The 21382-nt window shown below is 63.0% G+C and carries 26 protein-coding genes; 12 read left to right on the plus strand and 14 right to left on the minus strand.

The window, feature by feature from the left end; all coding sequences use genetic code 11:
* The first annotated feature begins 157 nt into the window (after nt 1–157).
* Together secB and ACWGXF_RS19320 are read left to right on the plus strand one after the other, a co-directional pair.
* Nucleotides 158–619 carry a protein-export chaperone SecB gene (gene secB / locus ACWGXF_RS19315; protein WP_003066740.1) on the plus strand — a complete coding sequence of 154 codons (462 nt, stop codon included), beginning with the start codon at nt 158–160 and terminating at the stop codon, nt 617–619.
* A 115-nt stretch (nt 620–734) separates the two neighbouring features.
* Nucleotides 735–1745 carry an NAD(P)H-dependent glycerol-3-phosphate dehydrogenase gene (locus ACWGXF_RS19320; RefSeq protein WP_003066742.1) on the plus strand — a complete coding sequence of 337 codons (1011 nt, stop codon included), beginning with the start codon at nt 735–737 and terminating at the stop codon, nt 1743–1745.
* A 137-nt stretch (nt 1746–1882) separates the two neighbouring features.
* Here ACWGXF_RS19320 and ACWGXF_RS19325 read toward each other — a convergent pair whose 3' ends face one another.
* The gene (locus ACWGXF_RS19325) at nt 1883–2773 is read right to left on the minus strand and encodes a DMT family transporter (RefSeq protein ID WP_202788514.1); all 891 of its coding nucleotides are present in this window, start codon (nt 2771–2773) and stop codon (nt 1883–1885) included.
* A gap of 253 nt (nt 2774–3026) precedes the next feature.
* Nucleotides 3027–4274, minus strand: a complete 1248-nt coding sequence (gene lysA, locus ACWGXF_RS19330) for a diaminopimelate decarboxylase (protein ID WP_256628482.1) — start codon at nt 4272–4274, stop codon at nt 3027–3029.
* 106 nt (nt 4275–4380) lie between these two features.
* Here lysA and ACWGXF_RS19335 point away from each other — a divergent pair, with 106 nt between their 5' ends.
* Together ACWGXF_RS19335 and ACWGXF_RS19340 are read left to right on the plus strand one after the other, a co-directional pair.
* Nucleotides 4381–5307 carry a LysR family transcriptional regulator gene (locus ACWGXF_RS19335; protein ID WP_054074903.1) on the plus strand — a complete coding sequence of 309 codons (927 nt, stop codon included), beginning with the start codon at nt 4381–4383 and terminating at the stop codon, nt 5305–5307.
* Between the two features lie 87 nt (nt 5308–5394).
* Nucleotides 5395–5766, plus strand: a complete 372-nt coding sequence (locus ACWGXF_RS19340; RefSeq protein WP_452102361.1) for a polyhydroxyalkanoate granule-associated phasin — start codon at nt 5395–5397, stop codon at nt 5764–5766.
* 20 nt (nt 5767–5786) lie between these two features.
* Here the strand turns inward: ACWGXF_RS19340 and ACWGXF_RS19345 are convergent, their stop codons facing one another.
* Together ACWGXF_RS19345 and ACWGXF_RS19350 are read right to left on the minus strand one after the other, a co-directional pair.
* Nucleotides 5787–7268 (minus strand): SulP family inorganic anion transporter, encoded by a 1482-nt coding sequence (locus ACWGXF_RS19345; RefSeq protein WP_256628481.1) that lies wholly within the window; start codon nt 7266–7268, stop codon nt 5787–5789.
* 91 nt (nt 7269–7359) lie between these two features.
* A complete protein-coding gene (locus ACWGXF_RS19350; RefSeq protein ID WP_012839648.1) occupies nt 7360–7809 on the minus strand; it encodes a MaoC family dehydratase in 450 nt (149 codons plus the stop codon).
* A gap of 98 nt (nt 7810–7907) precedes the next feature.
* On the opposite strand from ACWGXF_RS19350, the gene ACWGXF_RS19355 reads away from it, so the two are divergent.
* Nucleotides 7908–8309 carry a hypothetical protein gene (locus tag ACWGXF_RS19355; protein WP_012839647.1) on the plus strand — a complete coding sequence of 134 codons (402 nt, stop codon included), beginning with the start codon at nt 7908–7910 and terminating at the stop codon, nt 8307–8309.
* Nucleotides 8310–8462: 153 nt separating this feature from the next.
* Here the strand turns inward: ACWGXF_RS19355 and panC are convergent, their stop codons facing one another.
* Nucleotides 8463–9302: a pantoate--beta-alanine ligase gene (panC, locus tag ACWGXF_RS19360; RefSeq protein ID WP_003065767.1), complete on the minus strand. Its 840-nt coding sequence runs from the start codon at nt 9300–9302 to the stop codon at nt 8463–8465.
* A 40-nt stretch (nt 9303–9342) separates the two neighbouring features.
* Nucleotides 9343–10212: a 3-methyl-2-oxobutanoate hydroxymethyltransferase gene (gene panB, locus ACWGXF_RS19365; protein WP_003065769.1), complete on the minus strand. Its 870-nt coding sequence runs from the start codon at nt 10210–10212 to the stop codon at nt 9343–9345.
* Nucleotides 10213–10415: 203 nt separating this feature from the next.
* Here panB and ACWGXF_RS19370 point away from each other — a divergent pair, with 203 nt between their 5' ends.
* The 6 genes from ACWGXF_RS19370 to yiaA all read left to right on the plus strand — a co-directional run bounded on the left by ACWGXF_RS19370 (nt 10416) and on the right by yiaA (nt 14949).
* Entirely contained in the window at nt 10416–11150 is a 735-nt protein-coding gene (locus ACWGXF_RS19370) for a Crp/Fnr family transcriptional regulator (RefSeq protein WP_039049688.1), read from the plus strand.
* A 129-nt stretch (nt 11151–11279) separates the two neighbouring features.
* Nucleotides 11280–11579: a DUF4148 domain-containing protein gene (locus ACWGXF_RS19375; protein ID WP_003065771.1), complete on the plus strand. Its 300-nt coding sequence runs from the start codon at nt 11280–11282 to the stop codon at nt 11577–11579.
* A 162-nt stretch (nt 11580–11741) separates the two neighbouring features.
* Nucleotides 11742–12926: an aminodeoxychorismate synthase component I gene (pabB, locus tag ACWGXF_RS19380; protein WP_452102362.1), complete on the plus strand. Its 1185-nt coding sequence runs from the start codon at nt 11742–11744 to the stop codon at nt 12924–12926.
* A complete protein-coding gene (locus ACWGXF_RS19385) occupies nt 12923–13555 on the plus strand; it encodes an aminotransferase class IV (protein ID WP_452102363.1) in 633 nt (210 codons plus the stop codon). The genes pabB and ACWGXF_RS19385 overlap by 4 nt, the downstream gene beginning before the upstream one ends.
* A gap of 49 nt (nt 13556–13604) precedes the next feature.
* Nucleotides 13605–14177, plus strand: a complete 573-nt coding sequence (locus ACWGXF_RS19390) for a DUF4274 domain-containing protein (RefSeq protein ID WP_452102364.1) — start codon at nt 13605–13607, stop codon at nt 14175–14177.
* A 253-nt stretch (nt 14178–14430) separates the two neighbouring features.
* Nucleotides 14431–14949 (plus strand): inner membrane protein YiaA, encoded by a 519-nt coding sequence (gene yiaA / locus ACWGXF_RS19395; RefSeq protein ID WP_003065781.1) that lies wholly within the window; start codon nt 14431–14433, stop codon nt 14947–14949.
* Nucleotides 14950–14976: 27 nt separating this feature from the next.
* On the opposite strand, the gene ACWGXF_RS19400 is transcribed toward yiaA, so the two are convergent.
* From ACWGXF_RS19400 to panD, 3 genes are all read right to left on the minus strand, one after another.
* Complete coding sequence (locus ACWGXF_RS19400; RefSeq protein WP_452102365.1) at nt 14977–15660, minus strand: tRNA-uridine aminocarboxypropyltransferase; 684 nt, start codon at nt 15658–15660, stop codon at nt 14977–14979.
* 121 nt (nt 15661–15781) lie between these two features.
* Complete coding sequence (locus ACWGXF_RS19405; RefSeq protein WP_012839638.1) at nt 15782–16147, minus strand: 5-carboxymethyl-2-hydroxymuconate Delta-isomerase; 366 nt, start codon at nt 16145–16147, stop codon at nt 15782–15784.
* A 37-nt stretch (nt 16148–16184) separates the two neighbouring features.
* Entirely contained in the window at nt 16185–16565 is a 381-nt protein-coding gene (gene panD / locus ACWGXF_RS19410; RefSeq protein WP_003065787.1) for an aspartate 1-decarboxylase, read from the minus strand.
* A gap of 347 nt (nt 16566–16912) precedes the next feature.
* Between panD and ACWGXF_RS19415 the strand changes: the two genes are divergently transcribed.
* A complete protein-coding gene (locus ACWGXF_RS19415) occupies nt 16913–17941 on the plus strand; it encodes a porin (protein WP_034355713.1) in 1029 nt (342 codons plus the stop codon).
* Between the two features lie 165 nt (nt 17942–18106).
* Here ACWGXF_RS19415 and ACWGXF_RS19420 read toward each other — a convergent pair whose 3' ends face one another.
* From ACWGXF_RS19420 to ACWGXF_RS19440, 5 genes are all read right to left on the minus strand, one after another.
* Nucleotides 18107–18472, minus strand: coding sequence for a 6-pyruvoyl trahydropterin synthase family protein (locus ACWGXF_RS19420; protein WP_003065792.1), 366 nt, complete (start codon nt 18470–18472; stop codon nt 18107–18109).
* A 138-nt stretch (nt 18473–18610) separates the two neighbouring features.
* Nucleotides 18611–19249 carry a 7-carboxy-7-deazaguanine synthase gene (gene queE / locus ACWGXF_RS19425; RefSeq protein ID WP_012839636.1) on the minus strand — a complete coding sequence of 213 codons (639 nt, stop codon included), beginning with the start codon at nt 19247–19249 and terminating at the stop codon, nt 18611–18613.
* A gap of 136 nt (nt 19250–19385) precedes the next feature.
* A complete protein-coding gene (locus ACWGXF_RS19430) occupies nt 19386–20243 on the minus strand; it encodes a segregation and condensation protein A (RefSeq protein ID WP_003065796.1) in 858 nt (285 codons plus the stop codon).
* A 70-nt stretch (nt 20244–20313) separates the two neighbouring features.
* Nucleotides 20314–20520, minus strand: coding sequence for a DUF3460 family protein (locus ACWGXF_RS19435; RefSeq protein ID WP_003051953.1), 207 nt, complete (start codon nt 20518–20520; stop codon nt 20314–20316).
* A 378-nt stretch (nt 20521–20898) separates the two neighbouring features.
* Nucleotides 20899–21357: a hypothetical protein gene (locus ACWGXF_RS19440; protein WP_012839635.1), complete on the minus strand. Its 459-nt coding sequence runs from the start codon at nt 21355–21357 to the stop codon at nt 20899–20901.
* Nucleotides 21358–21382: the final 25 nt, after the last annotated feature.

Here is a 21382-nt window from a genome sequence, read left to right on the forward strand (position 1 = left end):
GCTTTGTGCTGCTTGCTACGATGCAGCCTCTGGCTGTCACTGCATAATGCAAAGCGCTATTTCATGGAAATGCCTGCTGTGAGGATAGCTGCGTGCTAGTCCTCTGCGCAGGCATTTGCATTTCCCTCTCAAGATTTTCTGAAAGACCTAGCTCATCATGGCCGAACAAGACAACAGCCCCGTGTTCCAGATCCAGCGCGTGTATCTGAAGGACCTGTCCCTGGAGCAGCCCAATTCTCCCGCCATCCTGCTGGAGCAAGAGCAGCCCAGCGTGGACATCCAGCTGGGTGTGGAAGCCACTCCCGTGGCTGAAGGCGTCTACGAAGTGGCCGTGACCGCCACGGTTCAGACCAAGATTCAGGACAAGACCGTGTTCCTGGTCGAAGCCAAGCAGGCCGGCATCTTCGAAATCCGCAACGTGCCCGAAGACCAGATGGGCGGCGTGATCGGCATTGCCTGCCCCCAGATCATCTACCCCTATCTGCGCGGCAACGTGGCCGACGTGGTGACCCGCGCCGGTTTCCCTCCCGTGCACCTGGCCGAGATCAACTTCCAGGCCATGTACGAGCAGCAGCAAGCGGCTGCCGCAGCACAGGCCGAAGGCCAGCTGCCCCAGTAAGCTGACGGCAATTGTTGATTCCTGCGATGTGCAAGAATCGGCAGCCAGGCAAAAAGAGGCCCTAGCGGCCTCTTTTTCTTGTGGGTTGTGCGCAAACTGCTATCAAAATTCAGGTATGAAAATTCTTGTCATCGGCGCTGGCGCCTGGGGTACGGCCATGGCCATCAGCGCGGCCACCCATCCCGAGCAGGGCAGCGTCAGACTCTGGGCACGTGACCCGGCGCAGGCGCAGCTCATGCAGGCCGAGCGCGCCAACAGCCGCTATCTGCCCGGCATCCGCTTCCCGGATGCGCTCACGGTGGTCAGCGGTGATGTGATGGCCCATGTGGCGGATGCCGATCTGATCGTGCTGGGCACGCCCATGGCGGCGCTGCGCCAGTGGCTGGGCCAGCTCAAGGATTGCCGCCGGCCCGTGGTCTGGCTGTGCAAGGGCTTCGAGGCCGTGGCCGCCGACGCACCTGCCGGCAGCTATGGGCTGATGGCGCATGAAGTCTGCCAACAGGTGGCTCCGCAGCTGCAAAGCGGTGCGCTCAGCGGCCCCAGCTTTGCGGCCGAGGTGGCGCGCCAGCAGCCTACGGCTTTGGTGGCCGCCAGCGCCCATGAGGGCGTGAGCGAGCTGTTGGTGTCGGCCTTTCACGGCGAGGCCATGCGCGTCTATGCCAATCAGGACATCGTGGGCGTGGAAGTCGGCGGAGCCGTCAAGAATGTGCTGGCCATTGCCACGGGTCTTTGCGACGGCCTGCAGCTGGGGCTGAACGCGCGCGCGGCCCTGGTCACGCGTGGCCTGGCCGAGATGACGCGCCTGGGCGTGGCGCTGGGCGCGCGCGCCGAAACCTTCATGGGCCTGTCCGGCCTTGGCGATCTGGTGCTGACCGCCACCGGCGATCTCTCGCGCAATCGCAAGGTGGGTCTGCTGCTGGCCGAAGGCAAGAGCCTGGAGCAGGCCGTGACATCGCTGGGCCATGTGGCCGAGGGTGTGTACAGCGCCCGCACCGTGCTCGCACGGGCGCGCCAGGTCGGCGTGGAAATGCCCATTACCGAAACCGTGGTTGCCTTGCTGGACGGTCAGCTGCCGGTGACCGAAGCCGTGCAGCACCTGATGGTGCGCGATCCGCGCGGCGAATAAGCCTATAGAACGATAGCTGTTAGCGCTTGATATTCATGGATCTCAGATACTTTTCTATCTGAAAGTTAATGGATGCAGGCGGTCGCAGCTATTGTTTTCCATGGTGCTGACTGACGGATTCAGGCGCGCCCGGCGAGCTACTTCGCCTCTCTGACGCTGAGCCAGGCACTCGCCGCCCCGCACAGCGCAATGACGACCATGCCCAGCACGGCCCATTGGTCGGGGATATGGCCATAGACCAGCCAGCCTGCCAGCAGTGCGCAGGGAATCTGGCTGTAGAGAAACGGCGTGATGGTCGCAGGCTCGGCTTTTTCATAGGCCTTGAGCAGCATCAGGTGTCCGACTGCGCTGCCTGCGCCCATGGCAATCGCGGCCAGCCAGAGTGCGGCGCTGTCCGGCAGCTGCCAGGACCAGGGTAGGGCCATGCAGCTCAGGCTCAGGGCCACGAGGCTGGTGTAGATCTGCGTGGTCAGCGGGCGCTCCTTGCCCGCCATGCGGCTGCTCAGGATCTGATAGGCGGTATTGGCCAGCAGCTGCAGCGCAGGCCAGACCAGGGCCCAGCCGCTGAACTGGCCGCCGCCCGGCCGCAAGATGACCAGCGTGCCCGCAAAGCCCAGCGCCACCAGCACCCAGCGCAAGGGGCTGACCTGCTGGCCCAGCCAGAGCGCGGCCAGCAAGGTCAGGGCCAGCGGCGTCAGCGCCACGATGGCCGTGAACTCCGCCAGTGGCAGATAACGCAGGCTGAGCATGGCCAGCGCATTGCTCAGACAAAACAGAATGGCGCGCAGACACTGAAAGCCCGGGCGCTGGGTGCGAAAAATCTCCAGCCCATGTCTTGCCACGCCAAAGCCCACGGTCAGCACCGACTGCAGCGCATAGCGCAGCCACAACGCCATCAGCAGCGGCAGCACGGCGCCCGCATATTTGGAGCCCGTATCGAGTATCGAAAAACAGGCGCAGGCCAGCACTGTGAAGCCAATACCCGTCAGCGTGTGGTGATGGGGGGAAGTGGCGGGTTGCTGTGACATGGAGAGAGCTCATTGGGCACTGCGCGGTGCCATAGAGAAAAGAAATTCAGGTGATTCTGGCCTGAAACCCTTTAAAGATAAGCGCTAGCTGCTATTTAACTTGAAGATGCAATTGCTAAAGGGCGCGGGCCAAACAAGAGCAGCCAAGCAAGGGCCGCCCCGCAGCGATGGCTGCGTCCCCCTCCCATAGCGCGCAGCGCGTAGAGAGAGGGGCGCCCGGCCAGGGGAAGCCGCAAAGCGGCTCAGGGGGAGCTTACAGGCCCAATTCCAGGGCCAGCAGTTCCTCCACCGTCTGGCGACGGCGAATCAGCTGGCTCTGAGCGCCATCGACCAGCACTTCGGCGGCCAGCGGGCGGGTGTTGTAGTTGCTGGACATGGAGCTGCCGTAGGCGCCCGTGTCATGAATCACCAGCAGGTCGCCCACGCTGGCGCCGGCCAGCGAGCGCGGCAGCACCACGCCGCCGTCGCCCTGGGTGAAGACATCGCCCGATTCGCACAGCGGGCCGGCCACCACGCTGTCCTGCGCGGGCAGGCTCTGGCCGTCGCGGCGCAGCACTTCCATGCCGTGGTAGCTGCCGTACATGCTGGGGCGCATCAGTTCGTTGAAGCCGGTGTCCACCAGCACGAAGTGGTTGCTGCCCGCATTCTTGGTGGCGCGCACGGTGCCCAGCAGCACGCCGGACTCGGCCACCAGGAAGCGGCCGGGTTCCAGTTCCAGACCCAGGCTGTGGCCCACGATGCCTTCTGCCTGCTTGCGCGCCGCATCCCACAGACCGTGGTAGTGGTTGGTGTCGATGGTGGCATCGCCAGCACGATAGGGGATGGACAGGCCGCCGCCGGCCGAAATCGCATGCAGGTCCACGCCCGCCGCCTTGGTGCGCTCGACCAGCTTGACCATGGCGCCGCAGACTTCCTGCAGATGGCCGTAGTCCACGCCCGAGCCGATGTGCATATGCAGGCCGGCCAGCACCAGGCCGCCGGCCTTGATGGCGTCCAGTGCGACTTCGAGTTCGCTGTGCCAGATGCCGTGCTTGCTGTGCTCGCCGCCGGTGTTGGTCTTGTTGCTGTGACCGTGGCCGAAGCCGGGGTTGATGCGCAGCCAGACATGGTGGCCCTTGGACACGGCGGCCAGCTGGTGCAGCATGTCGATGGAGCCCGCGTTCACAGGCACCTGGTGTTCCACCACGGTGGCCAGCGTGGCCTCGTCCATCACGTCGGCCGTGAAGACGATATCGGCAGGTTCGCCGAAGCCGGGCGTGAAGCCCGCCGCCAGCGCACGCAGGACTTCGCCGCGCGAGACCGCATCCACCTTCACGCCTTGCTCGCGCATGAGCTTGAGGATGTGAATGTTGGAGCAGGCCTTCTGGGCAAAGCGCACGGTGTCGAAAGCCTTGAGCTGGGCAATGCGCTCGCGGATGGTAGCGGCGTCATAAACCCACAGCGGCGTGCCGTACTGGTCAGCCAGGTTCCAGAGCTGTGCGGGAGAGAAGGGGTTTGCCATGGGCGGTCTCTTGAAAGGGAATAGTTCAGCGCATCATGCATGCGGCTGTCTATTCAGTCCAATAGCTTGATTTATGAAGATTATTCAATATTGATATGCTTTGGGCATGACTGATTCAGAAGCTTCTCAGCGCATCACCCACCGCCATATCGAGGTGTTCCGTGCCGTCATGACGGCCGGCAGCGTCACGGGCGCGGCGCAACTGCTCTATACCTCCCAGCCCACGGTCAGCCGCGAGCTGGCGCGCATGGAGCAACTGCTGGGCTATGCACTGTTCGAGCGCGTGCAGGGCCGGCTGCGCGCCAATGCGCGGGCCTTGCTGCTGTGGGACGAGGTGCGGCGCAGCTGGCAGGGTCTGGAGCGCGTGATAGACCGTGCCGTGGAACTGGGGCGCCCGCAGGGCGCGAGCATCAGCGTGCTGTGCCTGCCGGCACTCAGCCACGCCTTGCTGCCGGGCGCGCTGGCGCGTCTGCAGGTCAGTCATGGCGCCGTGGCCGTGAGCGTGAGCACCCAGGAGGCACCGCTGCTGCAGGAATGGATGGCTGCCCAGCGCTTCGACCTGGGCCTGTCCGAGCTGGCCGAGGCGCCGCCGGGCACACGCAGCCAGCCCTTGCCGGCCATGGACGAGGTAGCCGTGCTGCCTGCCAACCATCCGCTGGCGCAGAAGGCGCTGCTGAGCGAGCGGGACTTTGAGGGCGAATCCTTCATCAGCCTGGCGCGCGACGACCCCTACCGGGCCCAGATCGATGCGGTGTTCGCCCGTGCCGGCGTACAGCGCCGGCTGAGCCTGGAGACCGCCAGCGCCGTTGCCGTCTGCGCCATGGTCCAGCATGGCCTGGGTCTGGCCATCGTCAACCCGCTGACTGCGCGGGCCTGCGCCGGCCCACAGTTGGTGGTGCGGCCGCTGGCGTTCTCGATAGCGTTCCAGGTGCATATGCTGCTGCCGCTGCACCGGCCTGCCGATGCGGGCCTGCCCTGGCTGACGGCGGCACTGGAGCAGGAGGCACTCAGCCTGCTTGGGCACAGGCGCTGAATTCGGCGATAGGGCTTTCGCAGGTGAGCTTGCGCAAACTTCTATGTTGCAGTGCACAATAAAACGCCTGAGTGCAAGGAGTTACACATGCCTGAATCCGCCATCCCCCACCGCACTGCCAGCGAACTGCTGGACATCAGCATGGCCGTGCCTCAGGTCATCAACCACCGGCTCACGCGCATGGCCCTCAGCGGTCCGTTGCTCTCTGCGCGCGACCAGAAGGAGTTCACGCGCATGGTGGTGGAAAAGCAGGTCGCCTTCAGCCAGGCCTGGCTGACCATGGGGGCTGAAATGTTCAAGGTGCAGCAGCAGCTGTGTCTGGCCTGGATGCGCAACCCCTGGACCATGAGCCAGAAGCTGCCTGTGGCGGCCGACAAGGTGGCGGCCAGAAGCCTGGCGCCGATTCGCCGCAAGGCCGTGGCCAATGCCAAGCGCCTGTCGCAGACCAGCCTGAAATAAGCGGCCACCAGCCGCCAAACCTAGACCCTGATGCGTTCTATCAGTCGTTGACTGGCCTCGTCCAGCCCCGTCAGCTCCACGCGGCAGCCATGCTGGCGCAGGCGCTCCATCACCTTGTCCAGCGCGCCCACGGCAGTGATGTCCCAGAAATGAGCGCCACTTACATCGATGCGGACCGGCCTGCCGGCCGCGGCATGCACGTCGAAGGCTTCGATCAGCGCATCGGCCGAGGCAAAAAACACCTGGCCGCTCACCGTCCAGGTATAGAGTCCGCCGGCCTCGTCCAGGCTGCCCCGGACCTGCAGCATATGGGCCACCTTGAAGGTGAAGAACACGCCCGAGAGCAGCACGCCTGCCACCACGCCGGCGGCCAGATTGTGGGTGGCGATGGTGATGACCACCGTCACCAGCATCACCGAGCTGGACAGGCGCGGGTGGCGCACCAGATTGCCCAGCGACTTCCAGTCGAAGGTCGAGACCGACACCATGACCATGATGGCCACCAGAGCAATCACCGGTACCCGCGACACCCAGGGCTTGAGGGCGACCATGAGAATCAGCAGAAACACCCCGGCAAACAGGGTGGACAGACGACCGCGGCCGCCGTATTTCACGTTGCCAACCGCCTGGCCTATCATGCCGCAGCCCGCAATGCCGCCGAACAGGCTGGCCGAGACATTGGCCAGGCCCAGGCCCGTGCATTCGCGGCTCTTGTTGCTGGGCGTGCCCGTCAGGTCGTCCACCACGGCGGCTGTGAGCACCGACTCCAGCAGACCCACCATGGCAATCGCCAGGGCTGGCAGGGCGATGATGCGCAGCGTCTCCAGGCTCGCGGGGATTTCGGGCAGGGCGAACAGCGGCAGGCTGTCCGGCAGATGGCCCAGATCGGCCACGGTCTTGAGGGGCAGGCCCATGAAGCTGGCGAGCAGCGTCAGCACCAGCACGCAGATCAGTGGTGAGGGAATGGCGTTCAGCGCCTTGAGCTGCAGTCTCTGTCCCAGCCAGGGCAGGCCGTAGATCAGGGCCAGGCCCAGGGCCAGCATGGCCCAGGTGGCGGTGTTGGCTCCGTGCAGATGCGGCAACTGGGCTGAAAAGATCAGAATGGCCAGCGCGTTGACAAAACCCGTGCGCACCGAACTGGAGACAAAGCGCACCAGGCTGCCCATCTTGCACAGGCCGAAAGCGATCTGCATGACGCCGGCCAGAAGGCCCGCGGCCAGCAGATATGGCAGACCATGCGATGCGACCAGCGGAGCCGCCACCAGGGCCACCGAGCCGGCCGCTGCCGAGACCATGGCCGGACGTGCGCCGAACACGGCAATCACGATGCTGATGATGAAGGAGGCATACAGCCCCACGGCCGGGTCCACACCCGCGACAAAGGAAAAGGCAATGACCTCGGGAATCAGCGCAAACGTGGCGACGGCGCCGGCCAGCAGCTCACGCGGCACGCTGGGCGCCCATTCGGCGCGCCATCGGCTCAGAGAAAAATGGGGATTCATATCGCAGCAGCAAGTGATGCGCTGCCTGTGCAGAGCAGGCAGCGCCGGTGGGCGATATTAAGCAGTGCCCGGGACTTTTGCTGCGCAAGGGTCAGGCCGGGCGCTTGAAGCACACCATCTTGGGCCTGAAGCGCTGCAGCACCTCGCCGCGCTGGTTTTTGGTGTGGGAGAGCACGCGCACCAGGGCCCGGTTGGGTTTGGACTGGGAAGGAATGATCTCCACGATTTCCGACTCGACCTGCAGCACGTCACCAGGGCGTGTGGGCTGGGGCCAGGCCAGCTCTTCCATGCCGCCGCCGATCACGCCGTCGGCCAGGGGAATGCTTTGCGTCACCAGCAGCATGCTGATGGAGGCCGTATGCCAGCCGCTGGCGGCCAGGCCCTGGAAGAAGGTGTGCTTGGCGGCTTCGGGGTCGAGGTGAAAGACCTGGGGGTCGAACTGCCTGGCATAGGCAATGATTTGCGCCTCATCCAGCGGGTAGCCTTCGCTGACGAACTTCTGGCCCACGTACAGATCATCGAGATACAGTTTTTCGCTCATTTGGCTCCTCGTTCCTTCTTGTGTGGAGTAGCCGACAGTATGCGCGGCAGCGGCCCTGGCCGCTGTTGCCAAGGTGCCAGAGCGCTATGCTCGGGCCCATGAATTTCGAGTTTGAAGATTCCGAGGTCGCCGCAATCAGCCTGCAGAACGGCGCATTGCAGATCCGCTTTTCCGCTGCCCGTGTGCTTGACGGTGACCGAGTCGGGGCCGGGGAGGGCCTGTGGCAGCCGATGCTATTGATATGCAAGCAAACTGCGCAGGCTGACAAGGTGCCGGAGGCCGATTTGGCGCGAATCCTGGCCGCCGTGGGCCGTGTCCGGCAAGCGCAGCTGCATATTGCTGGTCAGCGCCTGCGCAGCCTGCCCCTGCCTTTTGTCAGCGATGCCGATTTTGTGCTGGAGCTGGAAATGGGCAGCGGCCTGTTCTGCCGGCTCAATGGGCAGGGACTTGAGCTGCAGCCTCTGCCCGGTCGGTCATCGACGGACTCCTACCAGTGCTGAGAGCGCTACTCGCCTCTGCATTGGTCTTGATGCCTGACGCTGGCGGGGCCTGAATCAGAGACACGAGGCAAGGGCCTGATCCTGGGTTGGCCGCGCCGCAGCGGGTGTGCCGCCCGCTGCCCACATGCCTCGCCACAAAGCGCCTAGGAAGGCCTAGAACTCCAGGTTGTCTATGAGCCGGGTGCTACCCAGGCGTGCTGCGCCCAGGGCCACCAACTCGCCGCTGCGCGCATCGACAGGTGTCTGCAGATCGCTGCGCTGGCGCACGCTCAGATAGTCGGGCTCCCAGCCCTTGGCGCGCAGCGCGGCCATGGCCTGCGCTTCGAGATCGGCCAGATTGCCGCCCTGGCGTGCGGCATCGGCCAGTGCCTTGAGCGCCTGCGACAGCGCCATGGCCTGCACACGCTGCTCATCGCTGAGGTAGCCGTTGCGCGAGCTCAGGGCCAGGCCGCTGTCGGCGCGTGCCGTGGCGCAGCCGATGATCTCTATGGGCAGGGCGAACTGCTGCACCATGCGGCGGATCACCATCAACTGCTGATAGTCCTTCTGCCCGAAAACGGCCGTGCCGCCGCCCGTGGTGGCAAACACGGCCTGGAACAGCTTCATGACCACGGTGCAGACGCCGGTGAAGAAGCCGGGGCGGAAGTGCCCTTCCAGAATGTCGGCCAGCTGCGCATCGGGCTGGACCTTGAAGGTCTGCGGCTCGGGGTAGAGGTCTTTCTCCCTGGGGGCGAAGACGATGTCGCAGCCCTCGGCTTCCAGCTTGGCGCAGTCGGCATCGAAGGTGCGCGGGTAGCTGTCGAAATCTTCGTGAGGCAGAAACTGCAGGCGGTTCACGAAGATGCTGGCCACGGTCACATCGCCATGCTGGCGGGCCTGGCGCACCAGGGAGAGATGGCCTTCGTGCAGATTGCCCATGGTGGGCACAAAAGCAGGGCGGCCGCGACCGGCCAGGGCGGCGCGCAGGTCGGCGATGGTGTGAACGATTTGCATGACTCAAACAGTGGGGGAAAACAAAAACAAAAGCCCGGACTCACCAGGCGTGCAGGGCATTGTCGGGGAAGCTGCCATTCTTGACGGCCTGCACATAGGCTTCCATGGCGCCCTTGACGCTGCCTGCATCGGCCATGAAGTTGTGCACGAACCTGGCCATCTTGCCCAGGTTCACGCCCAGCATGTCGTGCAGCACCAGAACCTGGCCGGCCGTGCCATTGCCCGCGCCAATGCCTATGGTGTGGCACAGCGGCAGCTCTTCGGTCAGTTGGGCGGACAGGGCTGCGGGCACCATCTCCAGCACCAGCATGGCGGCCCCGGCGTCCTGCAACTCCAGCGCATGCTGGCGCAGCGTAGCGGCGGCCTGTTCGTCCTTGCCCTGGACGCGGTAGCCGCCCAGTGCATGCACGGTCTGCGGCGTCAGTCCCAGGTGGGCGCAGACGGGCACGCCGCGATCGACGAGAAAGCGCACGGTGGGTGCGGTCCAACCACCGCCTTCGAGCTTGACCATATGGGCGCCGGCCTGCATCAGCTGACAGGCGCTGCGCATGGCCTGTTCGGGACTTTCGGCATAGCTGCCGTAGGGCATGTCGGCAATCACCCAGGCTGTGGCCTGGGCGCGATGCAGGCCGCGCGTGACGCTGGCCGTGTGATAGGCCATATCCTGAAGCGTCACGCCCACGGTGCTGTGCAGGCCCTGGCAGACCATGCCCAGCGAGTCGCCGACCAGGATGCACTCCACCCCGGCCGCGTCGGCCACGGCGGCAAAAGTGGCGTCATAGGCCGTCAGCATGGTGATTTTTTCACCGGCCGCGCGCATCTGAGCCAGGCGCGGCAGGCTGACGGGGCGGCGCTGGGGCTGGGGCGAAGAGGGGGGGATGGTGCCGTAAGGCGTGCCGGTAGCGGTCATGGATGTCTCCTGGTCTTGTCTATGGCTGGGCCCCGCAGAAAAGCCTGCAGGCAAATTTGCCCGCGAGTCTATGCGATGCTGCGCTGCAGCGCCACGTTGAAAAAGGGTATGGCTGCTGTCGGCCACCTTACTATGCTGTGTGGCCATGCATTGCATGGCCCTGCGTTCAGCGGCCTTCCATTTCTTTTTGCACAAGGTGGTTCATGTCCATGCTCGAGTCCCCGCAGCCCTCGGTTTCAGCGCCTGTGTCAGCCGTTGCCTGGCAGGGGCTGCGCAACGTGAGCTGGCTGGAGTCGCTTTCCGACGAGAGGCTGTCCGTGCTGGCGGGGCAATGCCTTTGGCACCGGCTGGAGTCGGGACAGGTGCTGCACGGGGCCTATACCGATGAGCGCATGTACATGCTGATCAACGGCCAGCTCAGTGTCGGCAGCTACAGCACCAGCGGGCGGGCCATGATTCTGGGTTATCTGGAGCCCGGTTTCTTTTTTGGTGCTTTCGCGCCCAAGCCTCTGGTCAGGCATGTGTCCGTGCAGGTGCAGGCCACGCATGAAAGCCTGGTGGCATCGCTTTCCAGTGCAGAGCTCGAAGCATTGATCATGAGCGATGTTCTGGTCATGCGGGCCGTGGTCCAGCGGCTCAGCGAGCTGGCCGGGGTGCTGGCGCGGCGTGTGGTCAGCCTGGGAACCCTCACGGTGCGGGGCCGCCTGCATGCCCAGTTGCTGGAGCGGGCCGAGATGGCGGGAATCGAGAACGACGAGGCCCTGCTGTCGCCGGCTCCGCGCCAGAACGATCTGGCCTTGATGCTGGGCACCAGCCGCGAAGAAGTCGCACGCGAGATGTCGCGGCTCACGCGCCTGGGCCTGCTCAGACGTGAAGGGCGCAATCTGCGTCTTTGCCGCGTCGATGGCCTGCGGCTGCTGCTCGAAGAAGCACATTGATTTCGCAATGTGAAATGATTTTTTGCGTGAGAAAACGCACAGACGGCCCGTGGGGGCAGGGCGCATAGTTCAGTCGTGCAGTACGCGGCAGGTCTTCTTTCCGCCGCTGCGCCGTTGAAAGGATTGAAAATGCGCTCCCTCACCCGTTTGTTGACCGCAGCTGTGCTGACCGCCAGCGCCGCGGTTGCCATGGCTCAAGACCTCCCCCAAACTTCCGTAACCGCCAGCAAAAGTCGTGCCGAAGTGATGGCCGACCTTGAGATGTACCAGCGTGCAGGTCTGGGCTATATGCCCACGCCTGCGGCTTATGTCGAAACAGAATTCAGCACCGAGTACCGCAAGGCTTATGCCGAATACCAGCGTCTGCTGGCCAGCCCCGCCTACACGGCTGCCGTGGCCAAGTACCAGTCGCAACTGGGCGGCAAGTAACAGAGTTCTCTCTTAGCCATCCGACAGAGGTGGCCCATTGGTGGATGCGCGCTGAGGGATTCCTTCAGCGCGTTTTTTTATGCCGGCAATGCCAGGCTGATGGATATAGCAAGTTTGATAGCATTCGGCGCATATTGATAGTGTGCTTGCAGGTGATCTGACTTGAAAACCGTTCTTGATTTCACCGCTCCCTGGCAGACGGGTGCTGCCCGTTTGCAGCATGGCTTTGACGAGCCCGAGAAGGTCTTGCAAGCGTATCGGCCCGAGGACGTGCCTGCCGTGCTGGAAGCCGTGCAGCAGGCCGCCGAGCAAGGCCTGTGGTGCGTGGGCTGGCTGGCCTATGAGGCGGCCAGCGGGTTTGATCGCGCCTATGCCGAGGCCGTGCATAGGAATTCCACTGGCCAGCCGCTGGCCTGGTTCGGCCTGCATCGCGCGCCGCTGGCTGCCTGCGGGGAGAACCCGCCCGTGCCTTCTGCTGCAATACATTGGCAGACGGCTCTGAGCCGCGAACAGTTCGATGCCCATGTGGCGCGCATTCATGCGGCCATCGCGGCGGGCGACTGCTATCAGATCAATTACACAGCCCCCTTGACTGCAGAGCTATCGGGTGAGAAAGAGTCCGACACTTCCGCCCTGGCCCAAGAGCTGTTTGCAAGGCTGCAGCAGGCCCAGCCCGGAGGCTATGCGGCATTGGTCGATTGCGGCGACATGCAGGTGCTGTCGCTGTCCCCGGAGTTGTTTTTCGACTGGGACGGCGAGCGGATTCTGACCCGCCCCATGAAGGGCACGGCGGCGCGCGGCAGGACCCCCGAAGCCGATGCGAAGGCCGCGCAAACCATGCGCGAGTCGGCCAAGGAGCGGGCCGAGAACGTGATGATTGTGGACTTGCTGCGCAACGATCTGTCACGCATAGCCGTGCCGCACAGCGTGAAAGTGCCGCAGCTGTTTCAGGTCCAGGCACTGCCGGCCGTCTGGCAGATGACCTCGGATGTGGTGGCACGCACGCGCCCGGATGTGCGGCTGGTGGATGTATTCGGGGCGCTATTCCCTTGCGGCTCTATCACCGGGGCGCCCAAGCGCCAGGCCATGCGCCTGATTCGCGAGCTGGAGCCCGAGCCCCGTGGCGTCTACTGCGGTGCGCTGGGCGTGGTGCGACCCGGGGCCAGGCCGGGGAGTATTCACGCAACTTTCAATGTTCCCATTCGCACCGTGGTGCTCAGGAATGGGCGCCTGAGCTGCGGCGTAGGCAGCGGTATCACGGCCAGCGCCAATGCGGCCGATGAATGGATGGAATGGCAACACAAGCAGGCTTTTCTGAAGGTGCTTGAGCAAGGTGTTGGAGCATGAACACGAATCTTGAGATCCTCGAAACCCTGGCGCTCAAGGATGGCCGCTGGCAGAACTGGGCCCTGCATTGGGCGCGCCTGCAGATCACTGCGCAGCATTTTCGCTATCCCTTGATGCAGATGCAGCTGGAGTCCGATATGGAGCGCATGGCCAGGCAGACTCATGCCATGGGCGACTGGCGCGTGCGGCTGGCGCTTTCGATCACCGGTGAAGTGCAGATCACGGCCGAGCCCTTGCCGCCCACGGTCCAGCCGGTGGCGCTGCAGCTGGCGCATCAACCCATTGCAAGCGCGGTGGCGCATAGCGATGTGGTGCGTTTCAAAACCTCGGTACGTCAGCATTACGACGCTTTCAAGCCCCAGATCGCCGGCATTTTCGATATCGTGCTTTTCAACGAGGACGGTCAGATCACCGAAGGCACGCGCGGCAATATTGCCGTGCAGCTCGATGGGCGCTGGGTCACCCCGCCGCTGCAATGCGGGCTGCTGCCGGGCGTGGGGCGGGCACTGGCCCTGTCCCAGGGCCGGCTGACAGAGCAGGTGGTGACGCTGCAAGAGGCAAGCCATGCCAGCGGCTGGGCCTTTATCAATAGCCTGCGTGGCTGGCTGGATGCTCGTTTGATCGCCTAGGCCTGGTTTGTTATCGTGCGGATGTAAGCAACCTGGAGGAGTCTCAGCCATGGATGACGACGACTTTGATGCCCTGTATCTGGACCTGATGAAGGAATTCCTGGCCACTGCCACGCCCCTTCAGTGGCTGGCCGTGGTCACCACCATGAACTACGACAACGGCAGTGCGTTGTCCGACTGGATCAGCAAGCATCCCAAGCTGGAGCCGGCCGTTGCCAAGGCCTTGTACTGGTATCAGCAGCCTGGCTATTTCCAGCACTATGCTTCGCAGGACAAGGTTCCCAGCATCAACCGCTCAGGCTGGGCCCGTGTGCAGGCGCTGAGCCAGCGCTTTGAACAAGGCAATCTTGCTCCGGCCACCATTGGCTGGGATCCGGCCAACGATCTGGCTTCGCCCACGGGCAATGAAAAGCATCCTGGCTATGACTGGACCAGCGAAGCCGTCAAGGGCGATGAAGCCAAATGGCAGATTCCGGCCATCATGCTGCAGGCCGTGCCCGGCGAGCAACCCGATATCTATGCCTATGTCGACGAGCATGGCTGGGAAGACGGCATGCCGCCCCATGTCCAGGAGGAGCTCAATGCCGCCATGGATGGAGATGAAGTCGAGGATGAGGATTAGCGCCTGCGCGCCCGGTTGTTGCGCTCACGCAGGCTTCTGCTTAGGGCAACTGCAGCGCATGAAGCGGCAGATGGCCGTGCTCCGGATGAAGCCGCTGCCGCCGGGGTTCGTAGCCGGGTCGGTTCAGGCAAGCCAGTGGCTGATGAGTGAAACAGCTCTTTGGGTATCTTCTGGCGATACCTTGTGAAGAAACTCTTGGCTTGAGAGAATGGATTTTCTACTATCCGTTCACCACAACTTTCGAGACAAGCTCATGAACTCTCAAGCCGTCACCAGCCACAAGCCTTCAACCGCCTTTGTCGGCGCATCCTGGGCCGCCTTGCTGCTGGGTGTCGTAGCCTTCATGGCCGGGCTGTGGAATGCAGCCATGCAGCTCAACGAGAAAGGCTTTTACTTTGCCGTGCTGGTGCTGGGCCTGTACTCGGCCATCTCGCTGCAGAAAACCGTGCGCGACAAGCTCGAAGGCGTTGCCGTGACCGGCATTTACTACGGCATCAGCTGGGTGGCGCTGATCATCGCGGTGCTGCTTCTGGGCACAGGTCTCTTCAACGCCACGTTGCAGCTCAGCGAAAAAGGGTTCTATGCCATGGCTTTTGCACTGGCTCTGTTCGGTGCGATTGCCGTGCAGAAAAACACCCGCGACAGCCTGAGCGCCGACGATGGAGCAGCAGAGCGCAAGCGCGGCAAGAGCGAGCGCAGCGGCCCCGCTCTGGTGGTGACCGATCCCGCCAAGCCTGCCGATGTGCCTGAGCAGGTGGTCAACAACCGCTGAGTCGAAAAGCCGTTTGACGGCTGAACATCAGGCGCTCCTTTGGGGTGCCTGATTGTGTTGGCGCAGCTGCATTTGCTGCGTCACAAACTGCTTGAAGACTTCATGCAGTGTTGCATTGGCTGACCCATCTGCTGTCCAGTTGTGCAGCTGTGCCAGGGCCTGGGCCGCTGCCTCGAAGCTGGAGAGCTGTCCTGGCAGATGGGCCTTGCGGATGGCGTAACCGGAGTCCTCCACATTTTGGAGGGGCAGGCGCGGTAAGGCTTGCAGAGCAGGATTGAGATAGAGCATCTTGCGGCTTTTGCGCCAGGTGCCGTCGATGACCACCAGCCGAAGGCGCTCTGGCGGCTGCGGCCAGGGCAAGGGTAGGGGGCTGGCCGCAGCCAGCTCCAGGGCGGCATCCTGCTCTGCGGTATCGGGGTAGAGCAGTAGGCTGTGGCGTGGCGCACCATCGGTATCGGCCCAACTGGTCCAGCTTCCATGGAGAGCCGCTTCCAGCTCGGCGGCATCGAATTCCTCGCCCACCATCACCCGGCTATGCGGCAGACACAGATGCAGCAAATGCCCCGTGCCCTTGGCTTCATGCACTTCCATGGGATGCATGAGGATCAGCACTTCGGCCTGATGCGCGACCGCCTGAGCCAGCGAGCAGATGCAGGTGTGCAGTGCTCGGTGACAGTGGGGGCAGCGGGGGCGAGAGTCAGGTCTGCTCATGATTCAAGAGCTGTTTGTGCCTTTGGAGAAGGCAAGGCGATTTTTATTCAGGCCGATGTCCCTGAAACAGCAACGCCCGCAAGCAGGGGCTGCGGGCGCTGTTGCGGGAGTCGTGAAGGACTTAGAGGCGACCCTTGAAGTAGGTGGCCTTGTCCATATCGGATACGTCCACGCTCAGCTGCACCATCACATCGGCAGGCTGGGGCACGAGGCGGCGCAGGACTTCGGCAATGCCGTCCGACATCTGCTTCTTGGCTTCGGTGCTGCGGCCTGCCATCAGCTGCAGGTGTACATGGACAAAGCCGCGCTTTTCGGGCTGGGTGCCGATATAGACATGGTCCATGTTCAGGCGGGCAATACGGGCCTTCACATCGGCTTCATCGAGAACGGTGGGATGGGAGCAGACCACTGCGTTGATGTCGCGCATCAGCTCGCGCTCGTTCAGGCCGGTCAGGTTGTCGGTGTATTCAATATGCAGATGAGGCATGGAGTTCTCTCGCTCGGTGTTGGAGGCAAAAGCCGTTTTACAGCATCTGGGTGGGCACTTTGTGGCGCAGCTCGACCTGTTTGTTGCTGTCGTCCACAAAGACCAGCTGGGGCTGGTGCTCGGCCACATCGCTTTCATGAACCTGGGCAAAGGCGGCAATGATGAGCAGATCGCCCACGCTGGCGCGGCGGGCAGCCGAGCCGTTGACGGAAATCATGCCCGAGCCGCGCTCGCCCTTGATGGCGTAGGTCACGAAGCGCTCTCCGTTGTCGATATTCCAGATATGGACCTGTTCGTTTTCAGCAATGTTGGCGGCATCCAGCAGATCCTCGTCGATGGCGCAGGAGCCTTCGTAGTGCAGCTCGCATTGCGTGGTCTTGACGCGGTGGATCTTGGATTTGAGCAGGGTGCGGAACATGGTTGTCTCTCTGGGGCGCTTTGCGCGTTGCTGGAATGGGGCAGGCCTGTGCTTGCGAAAAATCACGCAAGTCTAAATGCGATCGGTAAAACCCATGTAGTTCATTGAGGGCATTGACAGGGAAATGCGGCGCCTGCGCATTCTCGATGTCGATAGTTCTGCCAACCGCTGATGTAGGACGATGTGACGATTGTGGTTGAGATTGTTGTTTTGTTGAGAATTTAAGGGTTGTAACTAATGTTTCATTTTCACTTTGTTTAATGACTTCAGTCCCAGACGGGGCCCGTCCAAAGCAGGCCATCTCCGTACTGCATGGGCTTTCTCATTTCTACAAACAAGTGAACAGCATGAAACGAACTCTTCTCGCCCTTGCCGCCCTGACCGTTTCCGCCGGTGCTCTGGCTCAATCCAGCGTGACCGTCTTTGGCGTGGCCGACGTGTCGGTGGCCCACATCTCCACGACCGGCAAAAGCGTTTCCGGCCTGGCCAACGGCGGCAACTCCAGCAGCCGTCTGGGCTTTCGCGGCGTGGAAGATCTGGGCGGCGGCCTGAAGGCCGATTTCTGGCTGGAAGGCAGCCTGAGCGTGGACGACGGCACGGCTTCCGGCTTCAAATTCGATCGCCGCTCCACCGTCAGCCTGCTGGGCAACTTCGGTGAAGTCCGCCTGGGTCGCGACAAGACCCCCGCCTACCAGAACCTGGAGACCTTTCATGCCTTCGGTGACACCGGCATGGGCGCCATCAACGGCCACAACCTGATCAGCGGCTCGGCTGCAGGCACCTCCGAAGGCTCCAACCCCAAGCGCAACTCCAATGCCATCAGCTATCTGCTGCCCAAGCTGGGTGGCGTCTACGGTCAGCTGACCCACAGCTTTGGCGAGCAGGCCGACGACCACAGCCTGGCCAGCTCCACCGGCCTGCGTCTGGGCTATGCCAACGGTCCCCTGAACGTTGCCGCAGCCTACGGCATCGCCCGCGGCGGCACGGCTGCCGCTGGCGTGGACTACAAGACCATGAATCTGGGGGCTTCCTACAACTTCGGCGTTGTCACTCCCATGCTGCTGATCGCGTCGGACCGCGGCAACGGCAAGCGTGTCGATCTGTACAGCCTGGGCGTGAAGATGCCTCTGGGCGCCGGCGAACTGCGCGCAGCCTATACCTGGTACAAGGACAAGAAGCAAAGCGATGCGGACTCCCAGCGTCTGGCCCTGGGCTATGGCTACAAGCTGTCCAAGCGCACCGAAATCTATGCGGCCGTGGCACGCATGAGCAACGACGACAAGGCTTCCCGCAAGCTGGGTTCGTCGCTGAGCCCTACACCTGCTGTGGGCAAGAGCCTGACGGGCTACGAAATCGGCCTGCGCCACAATTTCTAAGAGCATGGGCAGCAAAGAGCTGCGGCGGCTGCCGCACTCTGCTGTCTGATGATCTTGCCGAGTTAGGCCTCCTGGTGGGGAAGCCGTCTGACTCTCAGCAAGCTGGCCCCGCAATAGCGGGGCCTTTTTTTGGGGTTTGTTTCGGGGCCTATGCGGTGGCTGTCTTCAGGACAGATCGAGCACGCAGCCGTCGCCGATGCTGTCGCGCCAGACGCGGATGCGGCTGGGCGCAGGCTCAAGGTCGGCCAGGGCATTGGCGATGAAGAGACAGAGGTTTTCCAGCGTGGGCTTGCCCAGGCCCGGCACTTCATCGAGAAAGTGATGGTCTAGCTGATCGCGCAGCAACTCCAGGCGCGCGCGCAGGTGGCCGAGGTCGATGACCATGCCGTTGTCCGGATTGCGCGGGCCTCTCACGCTGACCTCGGCCCAGTAAGTATGGCCGTGAATGCGGCGGCTGCTCTCGGTCTCGATAGCCCGCTCCAGGGTATGGGCGGCATCGAAGAAAAAACGCTGGTGAACGGTGAACTGCATATCAGTGATCGGTGACGCTGAGCATTGTCTTCGGCCTTTGAGTTGGGAGCGGACCCCATGGCGGACGGCCGGCAAGGGCCGCCCCGCAGCAAAGGCCGTCGTCTCCCTGGGGGGAAGGCGCGAAGCGACTCAGGGGGGTCATCTAATTCCAGTGAGCTTGTGGGTTTGCAGGCTCAGGCGCCAGCCGGGGCGCTGCATGCATTGCGCGATACAGGCGGCAATATTGCTGCTCTGCTGGGCGTTGTCCATGGGCTGCAGAAAATAGTGCTGGAACTCGGTGCTGGCTTCAATGGCCGCCAGATCGAACGTGGGCTGAGGCCAGACCAGCTTGAGCTCCTGCCCGCTGCGCTGAATCCAGTCCGCACCGGCCTTGGGGCTGATGCACAGCCAGTCTATGCCTTCGGGTGCGGCCACCGTGCCATTGCTTTCCACCGAGATACGAAAACCGCGCACATGCAGGGCTGCGATCAGGGCCTGGTCGACCTGCAGCAAAGGCTCGCCGCCCGTCAACACCACCATGCGGTGCCGGCTGTCGTCGGCGGGCCACTGGCCCAGAATGCGCTCGGCCAGTTCATCGGCCGTGGCGAACTTGCCGCCCAGCGTGCCGTCGGTTCCGACAAAATCGGTGTCGCAGAACTGGCAGATGGCCTTGGGTCTGTCCTGCTCACGGCCAGTCCACAGATTGCAGCCCGCAAAGCGGCAGAACACGGCTGGCATGCCGGCCTGGCCGCCTTCGCCTTGCAAGGTGTAGAAAATTTCTTTGACGCTGTATGTCATGTCGTGTGTGTCGCGTCAAGGCGCGGTGGAACAGGAGGCTGGCGTGCTGCAGCCCAGGATGCGAATGTAAGCCCTTGCTGAACTTCTGGTGGGCCATAGGGTTACAAGGCCGAGGCCCTGCAACTGTTCTCCGGCCTCACACCGGGGTATAGGCCAGGCGCACATAAATGGGCGCGTAGGCTTCGGCCTGGGTGATTTCGATCAGCGTTTCCTTGGCCAGCTCCAGCATGGCGATAAAGGTGACGACCAGCACGGTCGAGCCTTTTTCTGGATTGAAGATGCGCTCGAACTCCACAAAACGCTGACCCTGCAGCTGCTTGAGGATCTGGCTCATGTACTCGCGCACCGACAGCTCTTCGCGCGTGATCTTGTGGCTTTGCACCAGCTTGGCGCGCTTGAGGATGTCGCGCCAGGCGGCTTGCAGCTCGCCGATTTCCACATCTGGAAAGCGCGGTTGCAGGCTTTGCTCGATATAGACCGTGGCCTTGAGAAAGTCGCGCCCGTAGGTGGGCAGCTGTCCCAGTTGCTGGGCGGCCAGCTTCATCTGCTCGTATTCGAGCAGGCGGCGCACCAGCTCGGCGCGCGGATCCTCGGCTTCTTCGCCATCCTCCTGCTTCTTGGGCGGCAGCAGCATGCGCGACTTGATCTCGATGAGCATGGCCGCCATCAGCAGATATTCGGCTGCCAGCTCCAGATTGCGGCTGCGTACCTCGTCCACATAGGTCATGTACTGGCGCGTCACGTCCAGCATGGGGATGTCGAGGATATTGAAGTTCTGCTTGCGGATCAGGTAGAGCAGCAAGTCCAGCGGGCCTTCAAAGGCTTCGAGAAAGACTTCCAGCGCATCGGGCGGGATATAGAGATCCTGGGGCAGCGCAAACAGGGGCTCGCCGTACAGGCGTGCCAGGGCCACCTGATCGACGACCGAAGGCGACGGATCAGAAGCGTCCGGGTTCTGGCCCGGCAACAGAGTCTGTTCTTCAGCCTCGCTCATGGTCTGCTATGGATTGCAGAGCTGAGCGCGCTTGATGAGTAAGCGCTTGAGGCTGATTTCATCGAAAAGATCAGGAATGGTTGGTCTGGTACACGTAGGGCTGTTGTTCCACGCGACCGGCGCGCAGATCTTCCCAGACTTCATAGTTCACGTCCTTGTCCCACAGCAGGGCGCGACCGGCTTGCTGTTGCTTGTCCAGCTCGGGCTTTTGCTGCTTCAGGTCGTTGATGAAGTTGGTGGTGTCGGAACGGTAGTCGGGGCGGCGGAAGAAAGACATATGTGTAAAACCTCTCAGAACAGCGGATTTTAGCCCGTCGCGGACGCCAGGCCCGCTCCGGGCCTTTAGAACGTGCTTGCGATCTCTACGCAGCCGCGTTGGAGCGCAATCGGGATGAGTTCGAAGCGATGGCTCGCCGCTTGCACCGGGGTGCAAGCAAGAGACAGAGTGCAGAAATCGTCCGATTTCGCGCCAACCCTGCGGGACAGTGTCTTTGCGGGCGCCCGGTCAGGGGCGGTATGCGGCGTTGCCTCGCCGGCCGCGCAAATCCTCGCAATAGCACGGCTATTGCTACGGTATCGCGCGCGGGGGGGCCGCCCCCTGGCATTCCATCCCGCAAAGCCTCTGTCGCGGCGCGAGGAGATCGCAAGCTCGTTCTTACAGATCCTTGAGACAGATCTGCGCGAACTCCTTGCAGTCGTCCGAGGCCAGTGGCGAATCGACGATCTTACGCAGCACAGCGGCAAATTCGGTGGCTCCGACCGGGTTCGGGTCATTGCGCTGGAAGTCCTCGTCCACGCGCATGGTGCGGTCCAGCCAGCCTATCACCTGCACGCTGGGTTGACGCTCCAGCGACGCCAGCAAGGCCGGGGTGTAGGCGGCCATGGGGTGTTCCTCGATCAGGCTGCCGAACGGACCGGGGCCGCCATAGTCCAGTTCGGGATAGGTTTCGATCAGCGTCAGGATATGCGGCAGAACCTGCTCCAGTGCGGCATCTTGCAGTGTTTCGAGGTGCTCGTAGACGGGATCGATGATCAGCCATTTGTCCTGCTGATCCTGGGCCGCCTGTGCGGCGCTGGTGAATTGGGAAAACAGCTGCTCTATGGTTGTGCTCACTGGGGATAGCTCCGTTTTGACAAGC

This window comes from Comamonas sp. HJ-2, assembly GCF_053615495.1.